This is a genomic window from Acinetobacter sp. 22301, from assembly GCF_052045285.1.
In the GTDB taxonomy this organism is placed as follows: domain Bacteria; phylum Pseudomonadota; class Gammaproteobacteria; order Pseudomonadales; family Moraxellaceae; genus Acinetobacter; species Acinetobacter pittii.
Map to the genome: position 1 here is coordinate 679,887 of NZ_JBQEOR010000001.1, position 23,654 is coordinate 703,540.

The 23,654-nt window shown below is 36.4% G+C and carries 23 protein-coding genes; 10 read left to right on the forward strand and 13 right to left on the reverse strand.

Translation table 11 applies throughout. The features are described 5' to 3' along the window. Positions 1-6 precede the first annotated feature (6 nt). Both ACTJJH_RS03155 and ACTJJH_RS03160 read left to right on the forward strand, forming a co-directional pair. Complete coding sequence (locus tag ACTJJH_RS03155; RefSeq protein WP_440600721.1) at positions 7-420, forward strand: HIT family protein; 414 nt, start codon at positions 7-9, stop codon at positions 418-420. 255 nt (positions 421-675) lie between these two features. Further along, the gene (locus tag ACTJJH_RS03160) at positions 676-1,782 is read left to right on the forward strand and encodes a porin (RefSeq protein WP_014206653.1); all 1,107 of its coding nucleotides are present in this window, start codon (positions 676-678) and stop codon (positions 1,780-1,782) included. Between the two features lie 110 nt (positions 1,783-1,892). On the opposite strand, the gene ACTJJH_RS03165 is transcribed toward ACTJJH_RS03160, so the two are convergent. Together ACTJJH_RS03165 and ACTJJH_RS03170 are read right to left on the reverse strand one after the other, a co-directional pair. Further along, complete coding sequence (locus tag ACTJJH_RS03165) at positions 1,893-2,483, reverse strand: YidB family protein (RefSeq protein ID WP_320123989.1); 591 nt, start codon at positions 2,481-2,483, stop codon at positions 1,893-1,895. 99 nt (positions 2,484-2,582) lie between these two features. Next, positions 2,583-3,044 (reverse strand): DUF6231 family protein, encoded by a 462-nt coding sequence (locus tag ACTJJH_RS03170; protein WP_005069394.1) that lies wholly within the window; start codon positions 3,042-3,044, stop codon positions 2,583-2,585. A 39-nt stretch (positions 3,045-3,083) separates the two neighbouring features. On the opposite strand from ACTJJH_RS03170, the gene ACTJJH_RS03175 reads away from it, so the two are divergent. Continuing rightward, positions 3,084-3,953 carry a DUF2797 domain-containing protein gene (locus ACTJJH_RS03175; RefSeq protein WP_004708933.1) on the forward strand — a complete coding sequence of 290 codons (870 nt, stop codon included), beginning with the start codon at positions 3,084-3,086 and terminating at the stop codon, positions 3,951-3,953. Positions 3,954-3,987: 34 nt separating this feature from the next. Here the strand turns inward: ACTJJH_RS03175 and lpxB are convergent, their stop codons facing one another. Then, complete coding sequence (gene lpxB, locus ACTJJH_RS03180) at positions 3,988-5,163, reverse strand: lipid-A-disaccharide synthase (protein ID WP_086376697.1); 1,176 nt, start codon at positions 5,161-5,163, stop codon at positions 3,988-3,990. 220 nt (positions 5,164-5,383) lie between these two features. Here lpxB and ACTJJH_RS03185 point away from each other — a divergent pair, with 220 nt between their 5' ends. From ACTJJH_RS03185 to ACTJJH_RS03200, 4 genes are all read left to right on the forward strand, one after another. Further along, a complete protein-coding gene (locus ACTJJH_RS03185; RefSeq protein ID WP_440600722.1) occupies positions 5,384-7,483 on the forward strand; it encodes a TonB-dependent siderophore receptor in 2,100 nt (699 codons plus the stop codon). Positions 7,484-7,549: 66 nt separating this feature from the next. Beyond that, positions 7,550-7,849: a hypothetical protein gene (locus tag ACTJJH_RS03190; RefSeq protein WP_069123200.1), complete on the forward strand. Its 300-nt coding sequence runs from the start codon at positions 7,550-7,552 to the stop codon at positions 7,847-7,849. Next, positions 7,842-9,398 (forward strand): PepSY-associated TM helix domain-containing protein, encoded by a 1,557-nt coding sequence (locus tag ACTJJH_RS03195; RefSeq protein WP_440600723.1) that lies wholly within the window; start codon positions 7,842-7,844, stop codon positions 9,396-9,398. Before ACTJJH_RS03190 ends, ACTJJH_RS03195 begins: the two co-directional genes overlap by 8 nt. Continuing rightward, positions 9,395-9,676: a hypothetical protein gene (locus tag ACTJJH_RS03200; protein ID WP_017482232.1), complete on the forward strand. Its 282-nt coding sequence runs from the start codon at positions 9,395-9,397 to the stop codon at positions 9,674-9,676. The genes ACTJJH_RS03195 and ACTJJH_RS03200 overlap by 4 nt, the downstream gene beginning before the upstream one ends. On the opposite strand, the gene ACTJJH_RS03205 is transcribed toward ACTJJH_RS03200, so the two are convergent. Further along, complete coding sequence (locus ACTJJH_RS03205) at positions 9,651-9,767, reverse strand: hypothetical protein (RefSeq protein ID WP_002122212.1); 117 nt, start codon at positions 9,765-9,767, stop codon at positions 9,651-9,653. The genes ACTJJH_RS03200 and ACTJJH_RS03205 overlap by 26 nt on opposite strands. A gap of 61 nt (positions 9,768-9,828) precedes the next feature. On the opposite strand from ACTJJH_RS03205, the gene ACTJJH_RS03210 reads away from it, so the two are divergent. Both ACTJJH_RS03210 and ACTJJH_RS03215 read left to right on the forward strand, forming a co-directional pair. Next, positions 9,829-10,716, forward strand: coding sequence for a sulfite exporter TauE/SafE family protein (locus tag ACTJJH_RS03210; RefSeq protein WP_440600724.1), 888 nt, complete (start codon positions 9,829-9,831; stop codon positions 10,714-10,716). 96 nt (positions 10,717-10,812) lie between these two features. Further along, the gene (locus tag ACTJJH_RS03215; protein ID WP_014206644.1) at positions 10,813-11,922 is read left to right on the forward strand and encodes a 3-deoxy-7-phosphoheptulonate synthase; all 1,110 of its coding nucleotides are present in this window, start codon (positions 10,813-10,815) and stop codon (positions 11,920-11,922) included. 71 nt (positions 11,923-11,993) lie between these two features. On the opposite strand, the gene ACTJJH_RS03220 is transcribed toward ACTJJH_RS03215, so the two are convergent. From ACTJJH_RS03220 to ybaK, 9 genes are all read right to left on the reverse strand, one after another. Next, complete coding sequence (locus ACTJJH_RS03220) at positions 11,994-12,737, reverse strand: adenosylcobinamide-GDP ribazoletransferase (RefSeq protein ID WP_440600725.1); 744 nt, start codon at positions 12,735-12,737, stop codon at positions 11,994-11,996. A 106-nt stretch (positions 12,738-12,843) separates the two neighbouring features. Further along, positions 12,844-14,412 carry a histidine-type phosphatase gene (locus tag ACTJJH_RS03225; protein ID WP_440600726.1) on the reverse strand — a complete coding sequence of 523 codons (1,569 nt, stop codon included), beginning with the start codon at positions 14,410-14,412 and terminating at the stop codon, positions 12,844-12,846. Between the two features lie 124 nt (positions 14,413-14,536). Continuing rightward, positions 14,537-15,136 carry a histidine phosphatase family protein gene (locus ACTJJH_RS03230; RefSeq protein WP_204084908.1) on the reverse strand — a complete coding sequence of 200 codons (600 nt, stop codon included), beginning with the start codon at positions 15,134-15,136 and terminating at the stop codon, positions 14,537-14,539. After that, positions 15,129-16,184, reverse strand: coding sequence for a nicotinate-nucleotide--dimethylbenzimidazole phosphoribosyltransferase (gene cobT, locus ACTJJH_RS03235; RefSeq protein WP_440600727.1), 1,056 nt, complete (start codon positions 16,182-16,184; stop codon positions 15,129-15,131). Before cobT ends, ACTJJH_RS03230 begins: the two co-directional genes overlap by 8 nt. A 1-nt stretch (position 16,185) precedes the next feature. Then, positions 16,186-16,704, reverse strand: coding sequence for a bifunctional adenosylcobinamide kinase/adenosylcobinamide-phosphate guanylyltransferase (cobU, locus tag ACTJJH_RS03240; RefSeq protein WP_017386871.1), 519 nt, complete (start codon positions 16,702-16,704; stop codon positions 16,186-16,188). Then, the gene (locus ACTJJH_RS03245; protein WP_440600728.1) at positions 16,692-17,318 is read right to left on the reverse strand and encodes a 2'-5' RNA ligase family protein; all 627 of its coding nucleotides are present in this window, start codon (positions 17,316-17,318) and stop codon (positions 16,692-16,694) included. The genes cobU and ACTJJH_RS03245 overlap by 13 nt, the downstream gene beginning before the upstream one ends. A gap of 99 nt (positions 17,319-17,417) precedes the next feature. After that, entirely contained in the window at positions 17,418-19,565 is a 2,148-nt protein-coding gene (gene mtlD, locus ACTJJH_RS03250) for a bifunctional mannitol-1-phosphate dehydrogenase/phosphatase (RefSeq protein ID WP_440600729.1), read from the reverse strand. A gap of 564 nt (positions 19,566-20,129) precedes the next feature. Further along, positions 20,130-22,361, reverse strand: a complete 2,232-nt coding sequence (locus ACTJJH_RS03255) for a TonB-dependent receptor (protein WP_440600730.1) — start codon at positions 22,359-22,361, stop codon at positions 20,130-20,132. Positions 22,362-22,519: 158 nt separating this feature from the next. Next, complete coding sequence (gene ybaK / locus ACTJJH_RS03260; RefSeq protein ID WP_320124053.1) at positions 22,520-22,987, reverse strand: Cys-tRNA(Pro) deacylase; 468 nt, start codon at positions 22,985-22,987, stop codon at positions 22,520-22,522. Between the two features lie 189 nt (positions 22,988-23,176). Between ybaK and ACTJJH_RS03265 the strand changes: the two genes are divergently transcribed. Continuing rightward, a complete protein-coding gene (locus tag ACTJJH_RS03265) occupies positions 23,177-23,479 on the forward strand; it encodes a hypothetical protein (protein WP_005076193.1) in 303 nt (100 codons plus the stop codon). Positions 23,480-23,654: the final 175 nt, after the last annotated feature.

Genomic DNA, 23,654 nt, shown 5'->3' on the forward strand with positions numbered 1-23,654 from the left:
TAATACATGGCATATGATGATCAAAATATCTTCGCAAAAATTTTACGTGGAGAACTTCCAGCGATAAAAGTCTATGAAGATGATCAAGTTCTAGCTTTTATGGATATTATGCCTCAAACCGATGGTCATACATTAGTTATTCCAAAAACACCTGCTGTAACACTGCTGGACTTACCTGCTGAAGCAGCAGCCTATACTATACAAATTGTTCAAAAGATTGCTAAGGCAATGGAAAAAGCGCTCAATTTGGAAGGTATTGTATTGATGCAACTTTCTGGAGCAGCAGCAGGACAAACTGTTCCACATGTTCATTTTCACCTAATTCCAACAAATGTGCATCATCTTGGACGCCATGCTGTTGAGTTAGGAGATCAAGAAAAAATTAAAGAATTAGCTGAAAAAATTAAAGCAGCTCTTTGATTTTTAGATGGTTAAAGCGGAGTTTAGGCTCCGCTTTTTTTCGTCTAAAAACTATAAAAAATGAAAATAACTAATTTATTTCTAAATTTTAAACGTCATAAAACTGTCATTTATTCTTCACTTCCCTGTCACAAAATTTGCCGATACTGCTTAGCAAGTTGGTGAGCTTTTGTAACTTTTTGTACATAAGTCAACTACAAAATAAATAGTTAGCTAGGCATACGCCATTTTTAAATACCTTTTGGAGAAATCTCAATGAAGAAATTGCTACTCGCTGCCGCAGTTGCAACTTTGAGCGTAAACGCGGTGCAAGCAGCGCCAACTTTGTATGGCAAACTAAATGTTTCTATTAACCAAGTTGATAATAAAAATTTCGATGGTAAAAGTGACGTTACCGAAGTTAACTCAAACTCTTCTCGTATTGGGGTAAAAGGCGAAGAGAAATTAACTGACAAGTTATCTGCTGTTTATTTAGCTGAATGGGCAATTTCTACTGATGGTTCAGGTTCTGATACTGACCTTAGTGCTCGTAACCGTTTTATCGGTTTAAAAACTGAAGGTGTTGGTACATTAAAAGTAGGTAAGTATGATTCTTACTTCAAAACAGCTGCTGGTGGTAACCAAGACATCTTTAATGACGATACACGTTTAGATATTACTAATATCATGTACGGTGAAAACCGTTTAGACAACGTGATCGGTTTTGAGTTAGACCCTAAATTATTAGCTGGTTTAACATTCAATATCATGGCTCAAACTGGCGAAAGCACCTCTGATAGCAAACCGGGTGAAACTGGTAAAGATAGCAAAAATGATAGCTTTGACTCTGTATCAACATCGCTTGGTTACGAAAACAAAGATATCGGTTTAGCAATTGCTGCTGCTGGTGACTTTGGTATTAAAGGTAAATATGCAGCTTACGGTCTAAAAGATGTTTATACCGATGCTTACCGTGTAACTGGTTCTTATGATATTGCTAAATCTGGTTTTGTTGTAGGTGCTTTATGGCAACACGCTGAACCTACTGATGACTTGACTGCATATGGTCAATCATATAAATCAGATGGTTCAATCGATAAAGCTGGTAAAGCTTACCGTGGTTTAGAAGAAGAAGCATATGCAGTAACAGCTGCTTATAAAATTCCTAACACTAAACTTAAAGTGAAAGCAGAATATGCTTCAGCTGAAACACAAGTAAGTGGCCAATCAGATCGTAAAATCGACTTGTACGGTTTAGGTCTTGATTACCAAATCAACAAACAAGCTCGCTTCTACGGTATCGTTGCTCAACAAAAACGCGACTGGATTAAAGAAGACGACAAACAAACTGTTGTAGGTACTGGTATCGAATATAACTTCTAATCAGTTATGTTTGATTCAGATCTAAAATAAAAGGGCTTATGCCCTTTTATTTTTTGTCCTGAGTAAAAAAAGCCGATATAAAACTTATCAGCTTTTTTAAGATTTATATCTTATTTTAAAAAACCACTTACAAGATTCATGACATTTTGAATATCTTGGTTTGCTTCTTGATGATCGGTACTGTCACCTTGAGGTGTTAAAGAGTCAATGACCTGAGGTAAGACCGATGCGATTGCACCATAAACTTGTTCTTTTGGCGCTTGAGCTTGCTCGGCAACTTGTTCAATGTCAGCTGGGTTAAATAGACTCTGTAACTGTTGGGTCGGAACTTCGCTATTACTTTGATTTGGATCAACCCAACTTTGAACCTGACTTCCTAAACCCGCACCTTTCAACTTTTCTAATGCAGCTTGTAAACCACCTTGTTGCTGTACCCAACCTAAAATTAAAGGCACAACTGCAATTAATAAACTTTGTACGCCGCCACCTGTTTGAGGTGTACTGTTATTGCCAGTCACTTGCCCTAATACAGAACCTAATACTCCTCCAAGGCCACCTTGAGCGCCCGAAGAAGTATTGCCCCCCACTTGTCCTAGTACTGAACCTAAAATTCCACCTAAACCACCTTGACCTGACGCTTGCTGATTTCCACCTAAAGCCTGCTTAGCCAAAACTTCTACAATATTGCTTAAATTAGTCATGTGTAACTCTTATGTATGGTTTATACATGAGCATACGCGGATTCTTGTTAAGACAGCAAAAACCAAATTGTTAAATTTTGAAAGAGATTTAAGGCCCTTTTACCAGCGGAATTTATTCCAGTTTTCCGGGTTCGCCCAGAACTTTGAATTAAACCAGTCTGGAACATGTTTATAAGTCAATATATTAAATTGCCATAAAGCAAAATCACTATCATGTGAAGTTTTATCAATAAGTTGAGTAAAACCTAAAGAACGTAATAACTGCTCATCACTGCGTTTACTTACCACTACAATTCGTTTCGCTAATAAATCTCTTAGCTTTACTAATAATTGTGATTTTTGTACATCGCTGATGTTCTGCATTTCATCAGTATCAAACAATACAAAACCCAAGTCATAACGCTGAGTAAAAGGCAGACTTAAAAGCTCAGTTACGGTAAAATAGTGCCATTGAATTGCGTTATTCTGGTCAATTTTCTGGCCAATACAAAGTGCAGTATGAATGGGCTGTTCGTTTGATAAATCGTCTAGCATAGAAGTGATGACATTTTGTTCAGCCATAACTGCAACCCTTAATTGAAAGATGTGAGTTTAAACTTTATGGAACTACAAGGCATTTGCCATAAAATGCATGCAGGCCTAAAAGATGCTAGTGTAACTGATCAACAGACAACCAAGGCAAATGTTGAATACAAATTTGTATTAGACCGTTCAGAAATTGATCTTCCTTTTAATTTAGGACAAGAACTAGAAATCGAATGGACAGGTAATATTTATTGCACTTCTTGTGGCACTAAAACACCGAAGTCTTATTCTCAAGGTCACTGCTTTAAATGTTTTAAAACTAAAGCGGAATGTGACTTGTGTATTATGAAACCTGAAACATGTCACTATCATTTAGGTACATGTCGTGAAGATGACTTTGCCCATAGCGTTTGTTTCCAACCACATATTGTATATTTGGCAAACTCTAGTGCTTTAAAAGTGGGTATTACTCGTGTTAGCCATATGCCAGGTCGTTGGTTAGATCAAGGTGCAACTCAAGCCTTACCTATTTTAAAAGTTGGATCGCGCCGTTTATCTGGTCAGCTTGAAACCATGTTTGGTTCTTTAATTGCTGATAAAACAGATTGGCGCAAACTCCTCAAGGGTGAAGCTGAACCTTTAAATATGGTTGAACAACGTGATCAATTAATCGAAGAGTTCGCCCCTAAAATTCAAACTATTCGTGAAGAATTTAGTCAAAACCTTGAATTTAACGAAACGGTTGAACTACTAGAAAATGAATTGCCACGTGAGTTTGTTTACCCAGTTGAACAATATCCTGAAAAAATTAAGTCTCTAAACTTAGATAAAACACCAAAAATTCGTGGTGTCTTACAAGGGATTAAAGGCCAATATTTAATTTTTGATATCGGTGTTATCAACATTCGTAAATATACAGGGTACGAGCTGATTGTACGTGCATAAATAGAAAAGGCATTCTTATATGAATGCCTTTTTTTTACTTCTCTAGTACATTTAGGATGACTTGAACTGGGTCTTCCGTATTTCCAGAAATAAGCTGTTTATGCATGGTTAAGTGCTGCATCACCTGAATTTGAGCGGTTTCAACATTCATTAGTTTTTCTATTTCTGCTGCTAAACTTTCAGGTGTTGCATCGGCTTGAATCAGCTCTTCAATTACTTTTTTACCGGCAATAATATTAGGCAAAGAGTAATAAGGAATTTTCACCAAGAATTTAGCAATTAAATAAGTTAACCAATGCAATTTATAGAATGTGACCATTGGGCGATGCATGAGCATGGCTTCTAATGTCGCTGTTCCAGAAGCTAAAGCAATAACGTCACTTGCATTCATGACCATACGACCAATTTTCGATTCACTATCCGTATTTTCTAAAATATGAATTTTTGCTTTTAATTGAGGCGCTAATTGTTCAACACCCTGCTCAATCTGTTGTTTACGAGCATCATTAATTGCCGGAATTAAAAATTGAATATCTGGATGTTTGGTATGCAAAATATTGGCAGCCCCCAGTAACATAGGAAGAAGACGCTCTACTTCACCTTTGCGGCTACCAGGTAACAAGGCAATATGTTTTTGATTTTCATCAATACCCAATTGCTGTTTGGCAATTTGAATTGGATTCTCAAGTGGCAATTGTTTAGCTAGCGGATGTCCGACAAATGCTGCTGGAACTTCATATTGTTCATAAAAAACTTTTTCAAAAGGAAATAAGCAAAGTACTAAATCTATACTTTGTTTGATGCCATGAACACGCCCTTGGCGCCACGCCCAAACTGATGGGCTCACATATTGAACTGTTTTTATTGGAAGATTCTTTTCTTTAATACTTTTCGAAAGTCTAAGGTTAAAGTCTGGTGCATCAATACCTATAAAAATATCAACCGGATGTTGAGTCCATTGATTGATTAGACCATCACGCACGGCGAATAATTTTTTTAAATCTTTTAAGACCTCAACAATCCCCATCACAGATAGAGTTTCCATTGGGTAATAACTGTTAAAACCTTCAGCAATCATTTGAGGACCACCGATTCCCTCAAATTCGGCATCGATTCCTTGTTCTCGAAAACTACGCATAAGTTTTACACCAAGCGTATCTCCAGAAACTTCCCCAACTACAATGCCTATTTTAAGTTTTCGGTTTGCCAAGGTCATTTACCCAAGAATTTGAAATAATGCATTCTAGCATAGAGGTTTATCAATCTTGAACTTGATCTATATGTACTAACCAAGAGCAGCCACAGCACAAACTATCTAAAATTACACTCATTCACCATCTTTTAATCTAAATTAACAATGCAATTTGAATTGTAGCTTACATTTACAAACAATAAAATAAATGAGAATTATTTACATTATCTTTAATCTTATGAATATCCCACCTCGACCATTTAAGCTTACCGTAATCGCCTGCGCAATTTGTTATGCAAACCTCACCTATGCCCAAGATGCACAGGTACAAGCTTTACAGACGATTCAAGTTAAAGCATCAAATGCTGAGCAGTCTTCTGAACAAACCAAAGCATATAATGTTAAGAACTCGAGTAGCGCAACCAAGCTTAATATTGAGGCTAAAGAAACTCCTCAAACCATTAACGTCGTTACTCGTCAGCAAATTGAAGATTTCGGACTTACCAGTACCCGAGATATTTTAAGTAATACACCAGGTGTTACTGTAACCGGATTAGAAACCAACCGAACAACTTATACGGCTCGTGGTTTTGATATTTCAAATATTTTGGTTGATGGAATCGGTATCCCTCAAGTTGACAGCTATAATTATAACAATAGTGATGCAGACAGTTATTTCTATGATCGTGTTGAAATTGTCAAAGGTGCTGATGCCTTAACAAATGCTCTGGGAGATCCTGGCGCTACAATTAACTATATCCGTAAACGTCCCACTAAAGAATTCCAAGCAAATGCTGGGGTGAGCTATGGTTCATGGGATACACAACGTTATGAAGCGGATATCTCTGGTTCTCTTACACAAGATGGACGAGTACGAGGACGTCTTGTAGGTTATGAGAAAGTAGGAGATTCTTATCTAGACCGCTATTCAGAAGAAAAAAATGGATTTCAAGGAATTTTAGAAGCTGACGTTACAGACACCACAAATGTTTCAACAGGATATTCGAAAACTCGTCAATATGCTAATGGTTCTCAATGGGGTGCTCTACCCTTGGTTAACTCCAAAGGTGAACCATTAAGTTATTCTCGTAACTATAATTATGCACCGTCATGGACATACTACGATTGGGAAATAGATAATTATTTTGCCAATATTGAACAAAAATTATGGGGAGACTGGAAGTTAAGATTAGGCTATAACCTTAAGAAATCAGATGTTAAAGATAAAATGCTTTATCTCAGTGGTTTTCCTTCTGCTACTGACAATACGTCTGGTATTTCACTATATCCAGAAATTTATAATCAGAAATTTAAAGAAACTACTGCTAATGCAGACATTCAAGGTACTTTTAATTTATTAGGACAGCAACACGAAGCAAATATTGGTTATAACTGGTCAAAATATAGTGCTCAAAGTGTTTATTCGTATGGCAGTAGTTTAGGTGTTATTACCACAGACTTACCAAGCTGGACTCCTGAAGAACCGACTTGGGGAGACTTTACCTATGCAGACCCAGAAGAAAGAACCATGAAGTCCGTTTACGGTGCGACTCGTCTTCATTTAGGTGAGGATCTTAAATTTATCTTAGGTGCCAACTACACTGAAATCGACACTTTAGAATATAAAAAGAATAAAGTTTCTCCATATGCAGGTATTACATATAACTTTACTCCTGAATACACAGGTTATATGAGTTATACCTCTATTTTTAGACCACAAACTGTTATTGATCTTTCTACTAAACAAACAGCTGTGCCAGTAGAGGGTGAAAGCTATGAATTAGGTGTAAAAAGCGCTTGGTTAGATGGGGCTTTAACAGGAAATATCGCCATCTTTAGAACAGATGAAGATAATTTTGCACTAAACCCATTATGGGATCCGCTTTATAACAAATACTCATCTCCAATCGGAACGATTAGATCGCAAGGTGTTGAGGTAGGATTAACTGGAAAATTAACTGATAACTTAGATTTGGTTTTTGGTTTTTCAACATTTAGTCTAAAAAATATGGAAACGGGTGAAAGAGGTAGACCTAATATCCCGACTCAAACGCTTAACGTTTTGGCATCTTATACTGTTCCACAGATTCCAAAGTTAAAAGTTGGTGCAAGCATTAAGTGGCAAGATGATATACATGATACCTCTTACTCAACTGTAAAACAGGATGCGTATGCATTGCTTAACGTTATGGCCAGTTATGATTTAAACGAACATGTACTGTTCCAAGTAAATGGTAACAACCTGACAAATGAAAAATATTTGACAGGTTTATCTGGTGGCCAAGGTTACTATGGCGCTCCAGCCAATTATACAGTTGCTGTAAAGTTTAAATATTAATACCGTAGCCAATCCCAATTTAGGGATTGGCTTTACTTATTATTCTTTGTTTATGTGTCAGTAAAGATGTCCAAAACTGTAAATCTCCCTGTGTCATATCGTATAAAAGTTTTCTATCGATTCTTGCTAGTTTTCGGTATGGGGTTTGCCTGTATGGCGTATTTAAGTCTTGGACTCACTGGAATTTTCCTTTTGAATCTGGACAAAGCTGAGGCTATCTATCTTTCAGCATTTATAGCGATTTTATTTTATGTCGTCTTTGTGATTGTTGGTTTCTGCATTCAATCATTAGTGCGACTGACCATTCTATCAATCGCACTATTTGCTCTTTTCTTTATTGTGACACGGACGGTGGGTTATGCATAAAGGTATACGTCAATCTATGGCATGGCTACACTCATGGACTGGCTTAATTTTTGGATGGCTCGTATTTGCCATTTTCTTAATGGGTAGCCTGTCTTATTACCGCCACGAAATTAATTTATGGATGCAGCCTGCACTTGCCCAATATGAAGTAAATCAAGATATAGCTATTAAAACAGCATATCAATATTTACAAGAAAACGCTCCAGACGCCAAATCTTGGTATTTAACAGTTGCAACACCAGAAAGTCCGATCAACACCATGTATTGGGAAAAAGCTGACGGCGGTTATGGCAATGCCACACTTGATGCTAACACGGGAAAAGAGCTTAAACTTTCGGCAACTCTAGGCGGAGATTTTTTTTACCGCTTCCATTACCAACTTTTTGGCATTCCAATCATAGTTGGGCGATTAGTCGTATGTCTTGCCGCATTTATTATGCTGATTGCTTTGGTTTCAGGCATTATTACCCATAAAAAAATATTCACTGACTTTTTTACTTTACGTACATTTAAGTCTCAGCGTTCATGGCTAGACTTTCATAATATTTCTTCAGTCGTTGCTCTGCCCTTCTTTTTAACCATTACATTTACAGGCTTAGCTATTTTCTTTTATTTATATCTGCCTTGGGGAATGCAAAAACTTTACGCTGAAAACCCTTATCAATATTTTACTGAAATTCGTACAAAGACCGTACTTGAGAATCAATCGATTCAGCCTGCTCAAAACTTAGCTATTGAGAAGTTGTTGAGCCAAGTTCAACAAAGTTGGGGCAACCAACCTTTATCAACGATGAGTGTAAAAAACCCGAATACCAATCAAGCTCAAATTACATTTATTCAAAAAGAAGACCGCACTATTACTCGAAATCAGCCTCAAATTACCTTAAATGCTTCAACTGGCGAAGTCTTGGCAGATACACGTAATAATAGCCCTATTGCAACGTTAAATGCGGGTGTCTATGGATTACATATGGCGACATTTGCTCAGCCTTTGCTTCGTTTAGGATTCTTTTTCTCAGGCATTTTAGGCTGTGTAATGATTGCCTCTGGTTTATTACTTTGGAGTCTTAAACGCCAAATTCAAAATAAAAGTAGTCAGTTTCATTTCGGGCTCTACTTAGTTGACCGTTTAAATATTGCAGCATTTGTAGGATTGCCTTGTGCAACTGTCGCCTATTTAAGCGCTAATCGATTATTTACAGTTACTTCAACCACAATCAATTATGAAATTTATAGCTTTTTCTTGGTTTGGTTAATCAGCTTAATCATTGCATTAATCACTAAAAAACAGCATTTGTGGCGAACTCAACTTAGCGTTTTTATTATGCTGTGTATTGCACTTCCAATCTTAAATCTAATTTATTTACTTAAACATGATTATATGCAAAACCTCAGTGATTATTGGACCTTTGCACGCATAGATGTATTTTTGTGGCTATTTGCAGCTTTAGCCATTTTTATATTTTGCAAAATTCAACCTATCCAGCATAAAGCTGTCGCAAAAATTCAAAAAAAGCTGAATAAATTAAATACTGAGGTGAGCTCATGATTCTTATAGCTTTCATCTTAATTTTATTAGGTATGTATTTATTGTTTATGGCGAGCGAAAAATATCGATCGCCGAAATCAACAGGTCATTTCAAATCATTAGCTCAAAAATATTACCGGCACTTTAAAATAGCTGCATTCATGCTATTTGGTTTATGTGCATTTATTCTTATTCAACAATATAAATTTTCAATTGGTTTTGTCAGTTGGTGGATCTTTGCAACGCCATTAACTTTTATTCTTATACTTTTAATTAACCCACTAAAGTCATCAAAATAATCATTTTCTTTAAAAAATGATGAAAAATAGTGCAAGCTAAGCAAAATTTTCGTTGCTTAGCTTTTTTTTGCATAAGTAAATCATTATTCATGACAACTGTTTATCTCTAAAAGGAATAAGATATCTGCGTTTCGTGATAAGTGGCGATAAAGATGTCTGGTGCTTTTGAATTTATCTTAGCGGGTATGTTAGTTGGTTTCTGTGTAGGGATTACAGGAGTTGGTGGTGGATCATTAATGACACCAATTTTAATTAGCCTTTTTAGAATTGAACCTCATATCGCAATTGGTACCGATTTACTTTATGCTGCAATCTCAAAATTTTGTGGATCAATGGTTCACGCTAGAAAACTCAATATTGTCTGGCCAATTGTTTTATGGTTAGCAGTAGGTAGTATTCCTGCATCTTTCATTACTTCATGGGTACTTGAGCATTATTTAAGCCAGTCAACACACTATAAAGTTGTATTAACCATGGTATTAGGCTTTATGTTGACCTTAACTGGTGTTTCCATCATTTTCCGTACGCGCATTGAGAAATTCTTTAATAAATTCAGATCTAAAGAAGTTACCCAAACTGAAAATGAGCAATTGGCAATCCATAAAAAACGTAGCTTTATCGTGATTATGGGAATCATTTTAGGTGTATTCGTAACCCTTTCATCAGTTGGTGCGGGTGCATTTGGAATCATGGCTCTTGTGATTATGTTCCCAAACTTGCCAATGATCCGAATTATTGGGTCGGATGTTGTACATGCAGTATTGCTTACCTTGGTGGCTGGCCTTGGACACATGAGTGCTGGTAACGTCGACTTTACACTTCTGGTGTGGTTATTAGTGGGTTCAATTCCGGCAATTATTATTGGCACATTAATTAGCTCTCGTATGCCTGAACGTTTAATCCGAAAAATTCTAGGGATTACCCTATTTGCTCTCGGTGTTAACTTTATGGTTCATCCAGTCAAAGCAAAACCGAAAGCACCTGTGGTACAACAACAAGCAGTAGTTGCCGAAAAAACAGGCAACTCGACTGAAAGATAGTAAAATCAATAGGATTTTTCCAATCTGAAATACCATGAGATGTAGTATTTTCATAATTATTTCATGGTATATTCAGTACACAAAACAACCTTTAGTATGATCGAACCAGTGACAGCAATGACTACACATTCAAATTCCGTTTCAAAGCCAGATATCGACGACGTTAATATTAAAAGCATTCAAACTCTTGTAACACCAAATGAGCTTAAGTCAGAACTTCCTTTATCTGATGTTGCTTCGCAAACTGTTCTAAAAGGCCGCGAAACTATTCGTAATATTTTAGATGGTTCAGATAAACGTTTGTTTGTTGTTATTGGTCCTTGCTCTATTCACGACCCAAAAGCTGCTCACGAATATGCTGATCGCTTAAAAGCGCTAAGCGAAAAGGTTAAAGATACTCTATATCTAGTTATGCGTGTTTATTTTGAAAAACCACGTACAACAATTGGTTGGAAAGGCCTAATCAATGACCCTGATATGAATGACTCATTTAATATCGAAAAAGGTTTACGTATTGGCCGTAAACTCTTGCTTGAATTAAATGAAAAAGGTTTGCCATGTGCAACTGAAGCACTCGACCCGAACTCTCCACAGTACTACCAAGACTTAATTTCATGGTCTGCAATTGGCGCACGTACAACAGAGAGCCAAACTCACCGTGAAATGTCTTCTGGCCTATCATCACCAGTTGGTTTTAAAAATGGTACAGATGGTGGTTTAACTGTTGCAACCAATGCGATGCAATCTGTTAAATATGGCCATAGTTTCTTAGGTCTAAATGAAGACGGTCAGGTTTCAATTATTAATACAAATGGTAACCCTTATGCACACGTTGTATTACGTGGTGGTAATGGTAAACCAAACTATGACGCAGGCTCTGTTGCAGAAGCAGAAAATGCTTTAGCAAAAGCTAAAGTGAGCAACAAAATCATGATTGATGCGAGCCATGCTAACTCAAATAAAGACCCGTATTTACAACCACTTGTTCTTAAAAATATTACTGAACAAATTTTAGATGGTAACAAGTCAATCGTAGGTATTATGGTTGAAAGTCACTTAAAAGGTGGTCGCCAAGATATTCCTGAAAATCTTTGTGATTTAGAATATGGTAAATCAGTAACTGATGGCTGTATTGACTGGGAAACTACCGAGAAGACATTGCTTGAAATGCATGAAGCTTTAAAAGAAGTTTTACCAAATCGCTAATTCATCTTTTTAAGATTGAAAATTAAGCTCTCATTCTTGAGGGCTTTTTTATTTTTGGGTGAAATTCAAAATCAAACTAAATAAAAATAACTCACAATAAAAGCAAAGAGCAGTACGGTTTCACTTAGCTCAATCGCTGCACCGACAGTATCCCCCGTAATACCACCAATTCTTTTAATAAACAGATTTCTTAAATAAACGAGACTTATTAAAAAACTAATGATGGCAATAAGCCCTTGCAACTCCCAATACAAAGGTAATAGTAGAACGAACCCAGTGATTATCCATGAAGTTGTTTTAGGTAAGTGATCTGTCAAAGAACGCCCTAACCCTTTTTCACGTACATATGGTGTAGTTAAGAATAAAATAGATGGCACCACACGCCCAAGGCTAGGAACAAAGACTAAAAATAACACTTGATGCTGTTCAATCAATACATAAACCAGTGCAAATTTGAGCAAACATATGATAACTAAGCTGAGGACTCCAATTGGGCCACAACTTGGATCCTTCATGATTTGTAAAGTACGTAGTTTGTCTCCAAAACCACCTACCCATGCATCGGCCGTATCTGCTAGCCCATCTAAATGCAATCCACCTGTCAGCCAAATCCATAAAGTGAGTATGATTGTCGTAAGTAAAAGAATGGGTAATTTGGCAAGAAGACAGGCAACAATAAAAAGTATGCCACCAATAATCAGCCCAACCAGCGGATAAAATAAAATAGCTCGACCATTTTGTTGCGCCGTTGGCATTATCTTTAGCTCAATAGGCAGAACAGTTAAAAATTGCAATGCAATCCAAAAAGGTGTCATATCCAAGTCTCTAACTGGTCTATATTTAAAAACAAATTGAATTATGAAGAAATAAAAATGGGAATAGCAATCCCTATTCCCATTAAAGACTTCAAAAACTGAAAATCTATTGCATTTGATAGCACTGTTTCAATTTGATGTAGTCATAGTAAAAACTAGTTGGTGTATAACGTGCATAGTTACATGCAGATTTAAACAAAGTTTCTTTTTCGTTATAAAGCATTTTAACCAAAGTAGAGCCTTGGCTATTTTGATAAATATCCCACTGTACATTTGCAGCCATAGGTGAAACTACTTCACCGCGCCATGTGTTTGTTGAGTAATTATAAGTCTGGCGAAGCGGTAAAGGCTGCATCATATTATGTAAATCTAGACTGGTTGCTAGAGGAATAATAATTTCAGCATGGGCAAAACGTAAAACTGCTTTGTATGGTTGGGTTTTATTTACAACCGCATCAACTTGTTGGAACAAGTCCTGTTTGAGTCCTTGGGCAATTTCACTTGTGACTTGATTTGACTCTGTGAAACTTGGACCTTTTTCATAAAAATCATTCGCATCATTAAATTCAGCATAAAATTTTGCAGCATCTAACGGCATATATTTATCAAAATCGACACCTTTTAACTCATCTTTCATGCCGCCCGAAATTGAATAGAGCTCATAAATATAAGCTGCTGCATCTACTGCACTAGCAATCGTATTTTTGCCCTTACCTTTTTCTGTAATTTGCTCACCTTTAGGTGAAGTGACTGTAAAAGATCCAGTGTTGCTAAAACTATAACCTGTTGTACCAAGTTTTTTAATAAAGTCTGCTTTAAAAATCGGGCTGAGCACTGTTTGAGCTGTTTTTTCAGCCTCGGTATTTTTCGATAACTCATCTAACTTTTGTGCTAAATCTTTATTATTTTCTTCAAAATCTTGATAGGCCTGACTAGCATCATAAATTTTTTGTTGGCTAGCATTCAAGGGTTGAGCTAAGTCTTCGTCTGCATTCAAACTATGAAAATAGAGTTTGAAACGATCAACGCCACCATCTTCAACACTTGGCACGCTTTCACTCGATAAATTGGTATAAGACAATGGAACAATTTTATCTTTCAGTGGCGGTCGTTGTTTGATGAGTTCAGCAGTGAAGAATTTTGCGCTATCTACCGCACGATCCACTCCAGAACTTTGTACCAATATAGATGCTTGCGAGTTTAAAAGAGTTGGTAAGCGCTGTAATAAGCGATCGGCAATGCCGCGGTGTTCTAAAATACCAGTCATAGTTTCATTCCCATAACCATACTGGCGGATCCCTTCTACACCATAGCCTAATAAGATATTTGCCTTCATCATAGCTTCTAAATCAGCACCTAATTGCTCACCTAATGGTGTTAAGGCATTTTCTGCTTTTGCCTGTTTCCATAAATTATAAAGTGCCAAATCATATTTCAGGCTTGAGAGACCTCTTGAACCGTGACGTGCTACTAGCTCTGTAAAAACTGGCTGGAATCCATTCGGTGTTTGTTCATAGTTTTTTATTTCTTGTTGAGGTTGATAAGGTGTTTTCGTTTGATAATATTTTGATTGGTTTGTAGATGGTGTAGTTTGAGCTCCTTGATCATCATTATCGTTACACGCAACGAGTAATAGTGATGCAGCGAGTATAGTTGTTTTAAATAAAATATTCATAAGCCAGATGTGTGATTAATAAGAAATGCCAATAGCTTAGTTTTTAGCAATGACAGTTCTATTACATAGACTTAAATATCTTTATAAAAATAATAACTTACAAGTGTATAAAAATATAAAACTACTATCTAAATATAAAAGTTAACTGTCCATCTGTTTCAGAAAATTCGAGTGAATATAATTTTCCAAGCTCTGCTGGCATTTTAAGTAAGTCGTCTAAAGGTTGTTGTCTGGCTAAACAAGCCAATAGCTTAATCACACCGCCATGAGTAACAACTAAAGCATGCTGTAAGTTTTGCTTTTGCATATGCTTCAGCAAATCCTGAAAACCTTTAAGAACCCTTGTTTGAAACTGGTTTAATGTTTCTGCGCGAGGTGGACAATATTGACTCGGTTTTTGCCAAAAATTTGCAAGTAATTCAGGTGAGGTTTCATAAATTTGCTGAGTTGAGACGCCTTCCCAATCACCAAAATACATTTCTTTTAAGTCATGATTTAGAAGTAAAGGCAGCTGAGTTGTCTTCGCAAGTTGCTCAGCAAAACAAGCACAACGTTTTAATGATGAACTTATAATGACATCCCATGGCTGATTAGCCACTTGCTCAATGGTTGACTGCATTTGCTGCCAACCTTTTGCTGTTAACTCATCATCTAAATGTCCACGTAAAGTATGGCTATATTGACTTTCGCCATGTCTGAGCAAATCAATTCTAAATTTACCCAATTTTATCCCCGCTAACAGCAGCTTCGGCAAATGTAGCCATCTGGTTGTGTAATACACATGCCATTTTAACCAATGCCAAAGCAGCGCCAGCACCACTACCTTCACCTAAACGTAAATTCATTTTTAAAATCGGCTCAGCATTGAGTTCTTGTAAAATACGTTGGTGGCCATATTCTGCCGATTGATGGCCAAAAAGCATCCAGTCACGCACTTTAGAATTCATTCGTACTGCGCATAAAGCAGCGACCGAACTAATAAAACCATCCACAATGATAGGTAAGCCCACCTGCGCACAGCGAATATAAGCACCTGTAATTGCCGCAATTTCCAATCCACCAACTGCACATAGTGTTTTGAACGCATCGCCAGTAACATGTTTATGGTGAAGCTCGATTGCTTTTTCAATCACTTCAATTTTATGTCTTAACTGATCGGCACCAATTCCTGTACCAACTCCAGTTAATTGTTCGGCAGTATCATTTAATAAAAGACATGCTAAGGCAGAAGCAGAACAGGTATTTCCTATCCCCATTTCACCCGCAATATAAATATCTGCACCTTTAGATTTGGCCGTGTCTACGCTGTTTTTACCTAACTCTAAAGCAGCACGACATTCATCTGCATTCATTGCGGCTTGTTTGGCAAAATTTGCAGTGCCGGCACGAATACAATGACGTTCAACTCCGATGTATTCGTATGCTTCACCTACGGTACCGCAATCAATCACTTGCAAATGAGCTTGATGATATTTAGCAAGTACACTAATTGCTGCACCACCAGTCGTGAAGTTTTGTAGCATTTGACGGGTAACGGCTTGAGGATATGCAGAAATATTTTCTTCAACCACGCCATGATCTCCAGCAAAAACTGTAATCCATGGATGGCTAACTTGCGGATGTACATTTGATTGCAAACTAGCAAGTTTGACTGCTATCAGTTCTAGATCACCTAAAGCTCCAGTAGGTTTAGTGAGTTGAAGTTGATGTTGCTCAGCTTGTTGTTTTGTGTCCAAATCAGGTTGCTGTACAGTCTCTAACCACCAGTTCATTTTATTTCTCACCTTTTAAAATCATTGGAAAACCAGCCACACAAAACACAACCTTATCTGCAATTTGCCCTAGAGCTTGATGTAGTCTGCCTGCTTCATCGACAAACCGACGACTGATCTCACCGAGTGGTACAACACCAAGACCAGTTTCATTACTTACTAAAATAATTTCTGACTGAAGCGTGGGTAAAATTTTTAACAGCTGCTCACATTCAAATTTCTGAACATTTTGATCTTCTAAAAGTAACAAATTGGTTAGCCAAAGTGTTAAACAATCCACAAGAATAATTTGATTAGGTCTATCAATTTTTTGCAGCATTTTTGCTAAATATAAAGGTTCTTCAACCAAGGACCAGTGAGAAGGACGCTGATTTTGATGATGGGTTATTCGACTTTGCATTTCAGAATCTAGCGCTTGCGCCGTTGCAACATAAGTGACAGCTAATTGCCTGTCTATTGCCGTTTGTTCAGCCAGTCGGCTTTTGCCAGAACGGGCTCCACCCAAAATCAGTTGCAACATGCATCACCTAAAAACAAATGCTGATACGGATATAACTTACCTTGTAAAGTTTGAGCTTGATAATAACCAAATGTTAAATGCTCAACTTTAAGGTCAAATTCAGCCTGTTTATATTGTACAGGTAATTCAGAAATTTTTTGTAAAATCAAATCACTACTATAGTCTGTTTTATATAATCCCAAGGTGATGTGTGGGCAATAATCTAAAGCCGCAATTTCATTAGAAACTAAACCTAACTTTTGGCGTATTTGGGATAAGATATTTTCGGTGTCTCCTATTTCTACAAATAAAGCGCTACTAAAGCTATCAACAGAACCAATTTTTAATTGAAATGAGGAAAAATTCTCTTTTCTTAAAATTTCCTTTTGCTGCTCTAACTCACTCAAACTAAAGTCATCACTATAGATTCTAGTTTCGTGGCCTAAAAATCCACATATAAACAGCGTGATATGATATTGACGACTATTGGGTTCTACTAAAAATTCTGAAAAATGTGCACGCAAGTCATCTAAATAATCAACTATTTTTTGATCATTAATTTCTAAATACCACAATGCATAATTTTGCCGTCCAAGATGCCATTCGGGATAATCCCGTATAGATGTTGGCACCATGAACGTCGAAGGTTTTAGCAGCACAGCTTTAATTCAAAATCATTCAATTTTTGTATTAAAGCATGTTTGCCTTTAGTTGTAGAGCATAATTAAAAGGATTTAGGCATATTGAGTACGCGCTTTTTTTGGGTTGACAATATTCATGTTTAACGGCTGTTTGCCTTGTTCAGAAAATAAATATTGAACTAATTGCGTTAACTCAACTTCAAGTTGTGCTTTTTGAGCAGCACTCATATCCAGTTTTTGAACTTGCTCGTGTAAATGTTTAATTGCATCAGTCTCTTCAATTTCTAAAAATTGAATAGCATAGGCATAACCTAAGGCAGCACCTTTTAAGAGATTTTTATAAGATAAATCATGCGCGATATTTACCTCAATTGATGCGATTACTCTTTCATTATGAGTTAATTTGCGAAGTGGATCTCTTGCCACTCGTTGACAAGGATCTTTAAAAGCATATTCACATGAGTCTAGAAAGCTTTGTGCCATACGATCCAAATCTTTCGCATAGTTAGGTAATACGATTGCAAGCCCCTGTTTTACTTCTCGAATTAAGTTCTCTGCAAATACTTTAACCGAATGATCCCCCATGGCAACACCAATAGACTCATAACCCAGTAAAGATGCATACCAAGCAAGCATGGCATGCACGCCATTCCATAGTCGGTTTTTGATTAATTGAATGTCTGTAATCTGATTAACCAAGACAACTTGACGCAACTTTTCGAGTAAAGGGCTGCCTTTTTCTACATAAATTGGCATGTCCGTTTCGCTATTAAACAGAATTAGATCCATGCTTTGTAATATATGGCCTGGCTGGAAATTACGGCGCATGTTATCGACATATAAAGATGCCTGATTTTGCTGGTCTTGGGTCAGTTTATTACAGTCTTCAATTTCGATTTGTTCCTCGTTTTCCACATCTTCTAAATGCTGTTCAAGAAAATTATGCTTAATACGAAGTTGGCGATATAAATTTTGATTAGATAGCTTTGAAACCATGCGGTTTACAACGGTGTCGCAAAAGTAATGTTCTTTTAAAATATGCTCAGTTACATCTTCATCGTTGGTCAATTCTAGTAGAGCTTCTCTAAGATGTTTCATAACTAAATATTTCGCGCCGACTTTATTTAAAATAATTAGAAAAGTTAGTGGTTCAATACATGTCTCAAGTGATGAGTTAAAACGTGCATACAGCCCTTTTGCAATTATTTTTGCTTCAGCTTCGATGGCCTGTTCGGGTAAACACAGTGCGATCAAACTTGAATGGGTATACATCTCCAACATTTGTTGTTCATTTTCAGAATCAACAATGGTCATATTCTCAATACGTTCATCATAAGAAAATTGCCCATAGCGAATGCTATATGTTCCAAATGCATTTACGGCTTCGCGAAAAAGACTATTTCTTGTAGAAGCAATAATACGTTTTGGCTTTGTATATCCATCCCAATGTGACAAGATTTGCGCTACGTAACCACCTCCAATAGCACCAAAACCATGTATCCCAACTGTAAGTTGATTCAGACTTTGCGGAAAAGATTCCTGCATTTCCGGCATGTCCATAACAGGGATAAATTGGTCGAGATCGGTTAAAAAGTCATACATCTGATCATAATAAAAATGTGCTTTTTCCAGCATTTCATCATTTGGTTCTTTAATATCTTTTAATAAAATCGTTAAACCTTTTGAAGTGTGAGCTGAAGTTAAACCATTTTCAGAATCTTCAAACATAAGACACTGGTTAGCGTCCAAGTGAAGTTGACTAGCAGCTTTTAAAAAGATTTCTGGATGTGGCTTTCCTTGCTCTACTTCATCACCACAGGTAATCACATCAAAAAATTTATAAACATTCGCATTAATTAAATATTCTTCGGCAATTGCCCTACGGCTTGAAGTCGCGACGGCCATTCTTAAACCCGATTTTCGTAAACGTTCTAAAACCTGAACTAAACCCTTTTTAATCGGTACGCCGTGTTTTCGAATATATTCGAGTTCCATCTCATCAGCTTTTTTTCGAATTTCTTTATATGGAACATTTACGCCATATAGACGTTGAGCCAGTTGCTCAGCAGTAGTTGCACTTAAGCCTAAACATTGCATTAAATATTCGTGTGAAAACTCCTGTCCAATGAGTTCTTGAGATGCCTGTTGCAATGTTTGAAACCGTAATTGCTCAGTGTCAAACATTGTCCCATCCATATCGAAGATAGCTCCGTGAACAGGTTTTCCATGAAAAATAAGCACGTTTTTACCTCTTTTTTTGATCATGTTTTATTCAGGGTATACAAAAAAATGGCTAAAAAGGCAGGATGTTAATAAATGAAACATTAGTGGTTATTTTTTAATCAAAAATATAATCCATCTGTTACTCAATAGAGTTAAAAGACGAAAAGAGTTGAAATAGATAAATAATTATGAAATTGAGTTTAGATACAAAAACAACAGGCCATCCTCGCCTGTTGCTTTTGATTAGTTCTTTTTGTTGCGCTGATAATGTTTATTTTTATTAGTTCCATTTACCGCTAAATGAACCTGCCTGTTTTTATAATATCTTGCAGGCGCTCACATACCAGAAATCAACTCATCTTTCAGCGTTATTGTTATTGGAGTCGCTGGTATAACTTTAAATCGACTAAAAACTTAACGTTAGAGTGGTACGCACTATAATTAATTTTTTAGAACCCTCCTTAACTCTCAATATGGATAATGATAATCATTTTCATTTATTGATGCAAGTTTATTTTGCTATTTTTTTATATTTATTAAGGAATACCTATAATTTATAGATATTCCCTCTATTGCCTCATATTAATAATTAAATGTATAACTGAGGCCGTAAGTACGTCCTTCAGCTGGAATACTCTCTACCAGCCCATATACTTTTTCTGCTTGTTGACTATAGACAGTTCGATAGTCTCTATTCCAAACATTATATACACCAAAATCTATACGTCCTTTCCAAGCTGGAAAATGTGCCAAAACATCCATCGTGCTATAGCCTTTAATTTTTACAGCTGAAAGTGAGCCATCTTTTACTGCTTCATTTGTACCTTTTATAGCAAGCATTTGCACACGAGCGCCATAACCCTCATCGCTACTCCATTCGGCAAAAACCGTACCTTTGATTGGTGAAACTTGAAAAGCATTCAACTCTTTCCATTTACCATCCGTATCTTTATATTGACCACGTGTATAACCCAGTGTTCCCCCAACTTTAAACTCTTCCATAAATGGGTAGGTCGCCGTTAGTTCAGCACCATATACACGCTGGTCTTTGTCCATAACCTCAGCAACAGTTTCTTTATTACTGTTCTTGTAGAATTGGACAACTTTGTCTGAGGTATTATAGAAACCTGTTATACCTAGATTTAGACTCTGCTCTCCTTGTAAACGCCAGCCTAATTCATAGCTGTTTACACTAATAGGTTGGATATTCGCTGTTGAGATATTAAATGCATCACGCATCATCCGTTGTACATCTGGAAAGCTAAAACCTTGAGAGAAATTAGCAAATATTTGCTGCTCATCTGTTAATTTATATATCGCTCCCAAATTGAATAAAACAGCATCGTCATTTACAGATCCGCTTGGCTGTATGCCATTTTTAGTCGAGTACTGTTCTGTTTCAGCTTTGATATATTGGTAACGAGTACCAGCCTGGACATTCATACGGTCTGTTAAAGCGTAATCACCTTGTATAAAAATGCCAGCACTTTGAATTATTGTATTTGGACCGGCATCGGAAGTTTTACCTGTAGGTTTATAGGTCAAACCTGTATTAAATGCTGTTAAATGCTCGTAGTGTTGATGATCTTTTTCGTGTTCATAATCTAAACCATAAGTTAGATTAAGATCACGATTCATAATATTTAAATCACTTTGTACTGTTGAACGCAGACCAGCCACTTCGATTTCAGATTGAGATTGCTTTGCTTCTGTACCTTCCCCTCCTAAAAAGACTGGAAAGAAACGAGCATCTTCTTTACGGTAATATCCTTCTAAATTTAAGACCTGACCTAAAATATCTTTATTTTGGTATTGAGTGTTGAAAGCATAGCGCTCCGTAAAAGGCTGATTAGATATTTCTAAACCCTTTTTCCCAATATATGAGTTAGGCGCTCCTCCATAAATATAATTTTTCCCATAATCAGGACCATAATTCGTATCTTGTTCATCCTTATAATACTGTGCACCCAAACTTAGTGATTGGTTATCAGTTAAATCTATATTTATACGACTATTAATATCAATTGTATCAGTATCAGGACGGCTACCTTGCATAGGTGCTATAGCAATACGATCACCATGGCTATCGAACTGAGATCCGCGACTAGTGAAATTAGCCCCTAAGAAACCATTTATATTATCTTTATTAAATGAAATAGATTGGCCAATTTCATAAGCTAGACTATCACTTCGAAATGTATCGGAAGACGTAATACCAAGTTTAGTTTCAAAACTTACTGGTTTAGTCGAATCAGCACGTTTCGTAATAATATTAATAATCCCGCCAGTAGAACCTGATCCATAAATACTTGTAGCTCCTGAAAGAACTTCAATACGTTCAATCATGCCTGGACTAATACTATTTAGCTGCCGAGCAACATCGCGTGATCCATTTTGTGATACGCCGTCAATCATAATCATGACATCACGACCACGCATTGTTTGCCCATAGTTGGTAGTCGTTCCACTACTTACCCCAAGTGATGGAACCAACTGAGCCAGTATATCGGCAATTTTTCGTCCAGCAGTTGCCTGTTGTTCAATTTGCTGCTTTTCAATCGTTTGAACTGTGCCTGCAATTTCAGCAATATTTTTGGGCGTCCTTGTCGCCGTCACTATAATTTTTTGCAATTGAGCTACAGGCTTTTGTGTCGGTTGATTATCAAGGGCTGCCTTTTCAATATTTGTATTTGCATAAACCTGCTGCGCAAATATTGCTGCTAAAGCAATACAACAAGGTTTTAATTTAAAATACCGTGATTCAGCGCACATCAGATGGTTCGAGTTAACCCCAACCTTTTTGTTTTGATGCATTTTCCCTTTCTCCAAACCCAAAAGTTATTAGATAGTTATAAGGCTCGGAATAATACTAAATATAAATAATAATGAGAATTGTTTTTATTAAAAGAACTTGATTTAATCCTACCTATCTTAAAATTAGTTAATTTAATGAGATAAGAAATAGATTTATTTTACTCATCAAGTACATCAACAAATTGAGCATTTAAGAGTTGTGCTAGATCTTTCGGGTTTAAGCCAATATCTAGTCCCCGTTTCCCTCCACTCACATAGATTTTGCTGAATTCTTGTGCAGATGCATCAATAACAGTTTTTAAGCGTTTCTTCTGACCTAAAGGACTAATCCCTCCGACCAAATATCCCGTTAAACGTTCAGCGTCTTTTGGATTAGCCATTTGCAATTTTTTACAGCCAAACGCCGTAGCCACTTTTTTTAAATTTAATTGATGATTAACTGGCAATACTGCAACAAAAAAATTCTTATCATCGCTAACCATCAATGTTTTGAATACTTCCCTTACATCTAAATTTAGTTTTTCTGCTGCTTCTAATCCAAAATTTTTAGCATTTGAATCATGTTCATATTCATGAATAGAAAATTCGATTTTATTACTTTTTAACAGTCTACATGCAGGAGTCATAATAAGTAGGGTTATAGATGAAATTATTTGGATTATAGTTTTTTTAGAAAAATTTTTAAATTCGCTTAGGCTATTTACAAGAATTACATAAAAAATCAAACAGCAACTGAATAAAAAATAATCTCAACTTGATATTCATGGCTCGACTCCATATATTTTATTTAGATTTAAGTCTGAGCTGACAATTTTATGAGTTATAAACACAACAATCTGATGGCTATGCGTCACCGTTTTTGGGATGAATCTTCAGATTATGTCTTAAATGAAAAGCAGTTTTTACAGCAGACGTTAATTGAACAAGGCATCTTTAATAACGCAACACTCGAGGATGTTAAGTATTTTTTCTATACCTTACCCAGCATTATTATTGTAAAAGCTCATGCACTTGGTTTTATGCATGATTCAGTCAAACAAATGTTATTACAGCATATTCAGTCCAATCGCCTTCACTTAATGCAGAAGTCTGAATTGAAGATCCAATTTAAAATGTAATTTAAGTTTTTGTGAAAGATCCGTTTTACCCTAGTTTTACTCACCTAAACGCTGTAAGTTTCTTAAATTTTAAAATTGCTTAGGCTATTTTAAAGTTAATGAAATAAAGATAGCCATTTCGACTGATCATTCAGTCTGAGAGAACTATTTTAATACGCTCAAAACATGTAATATT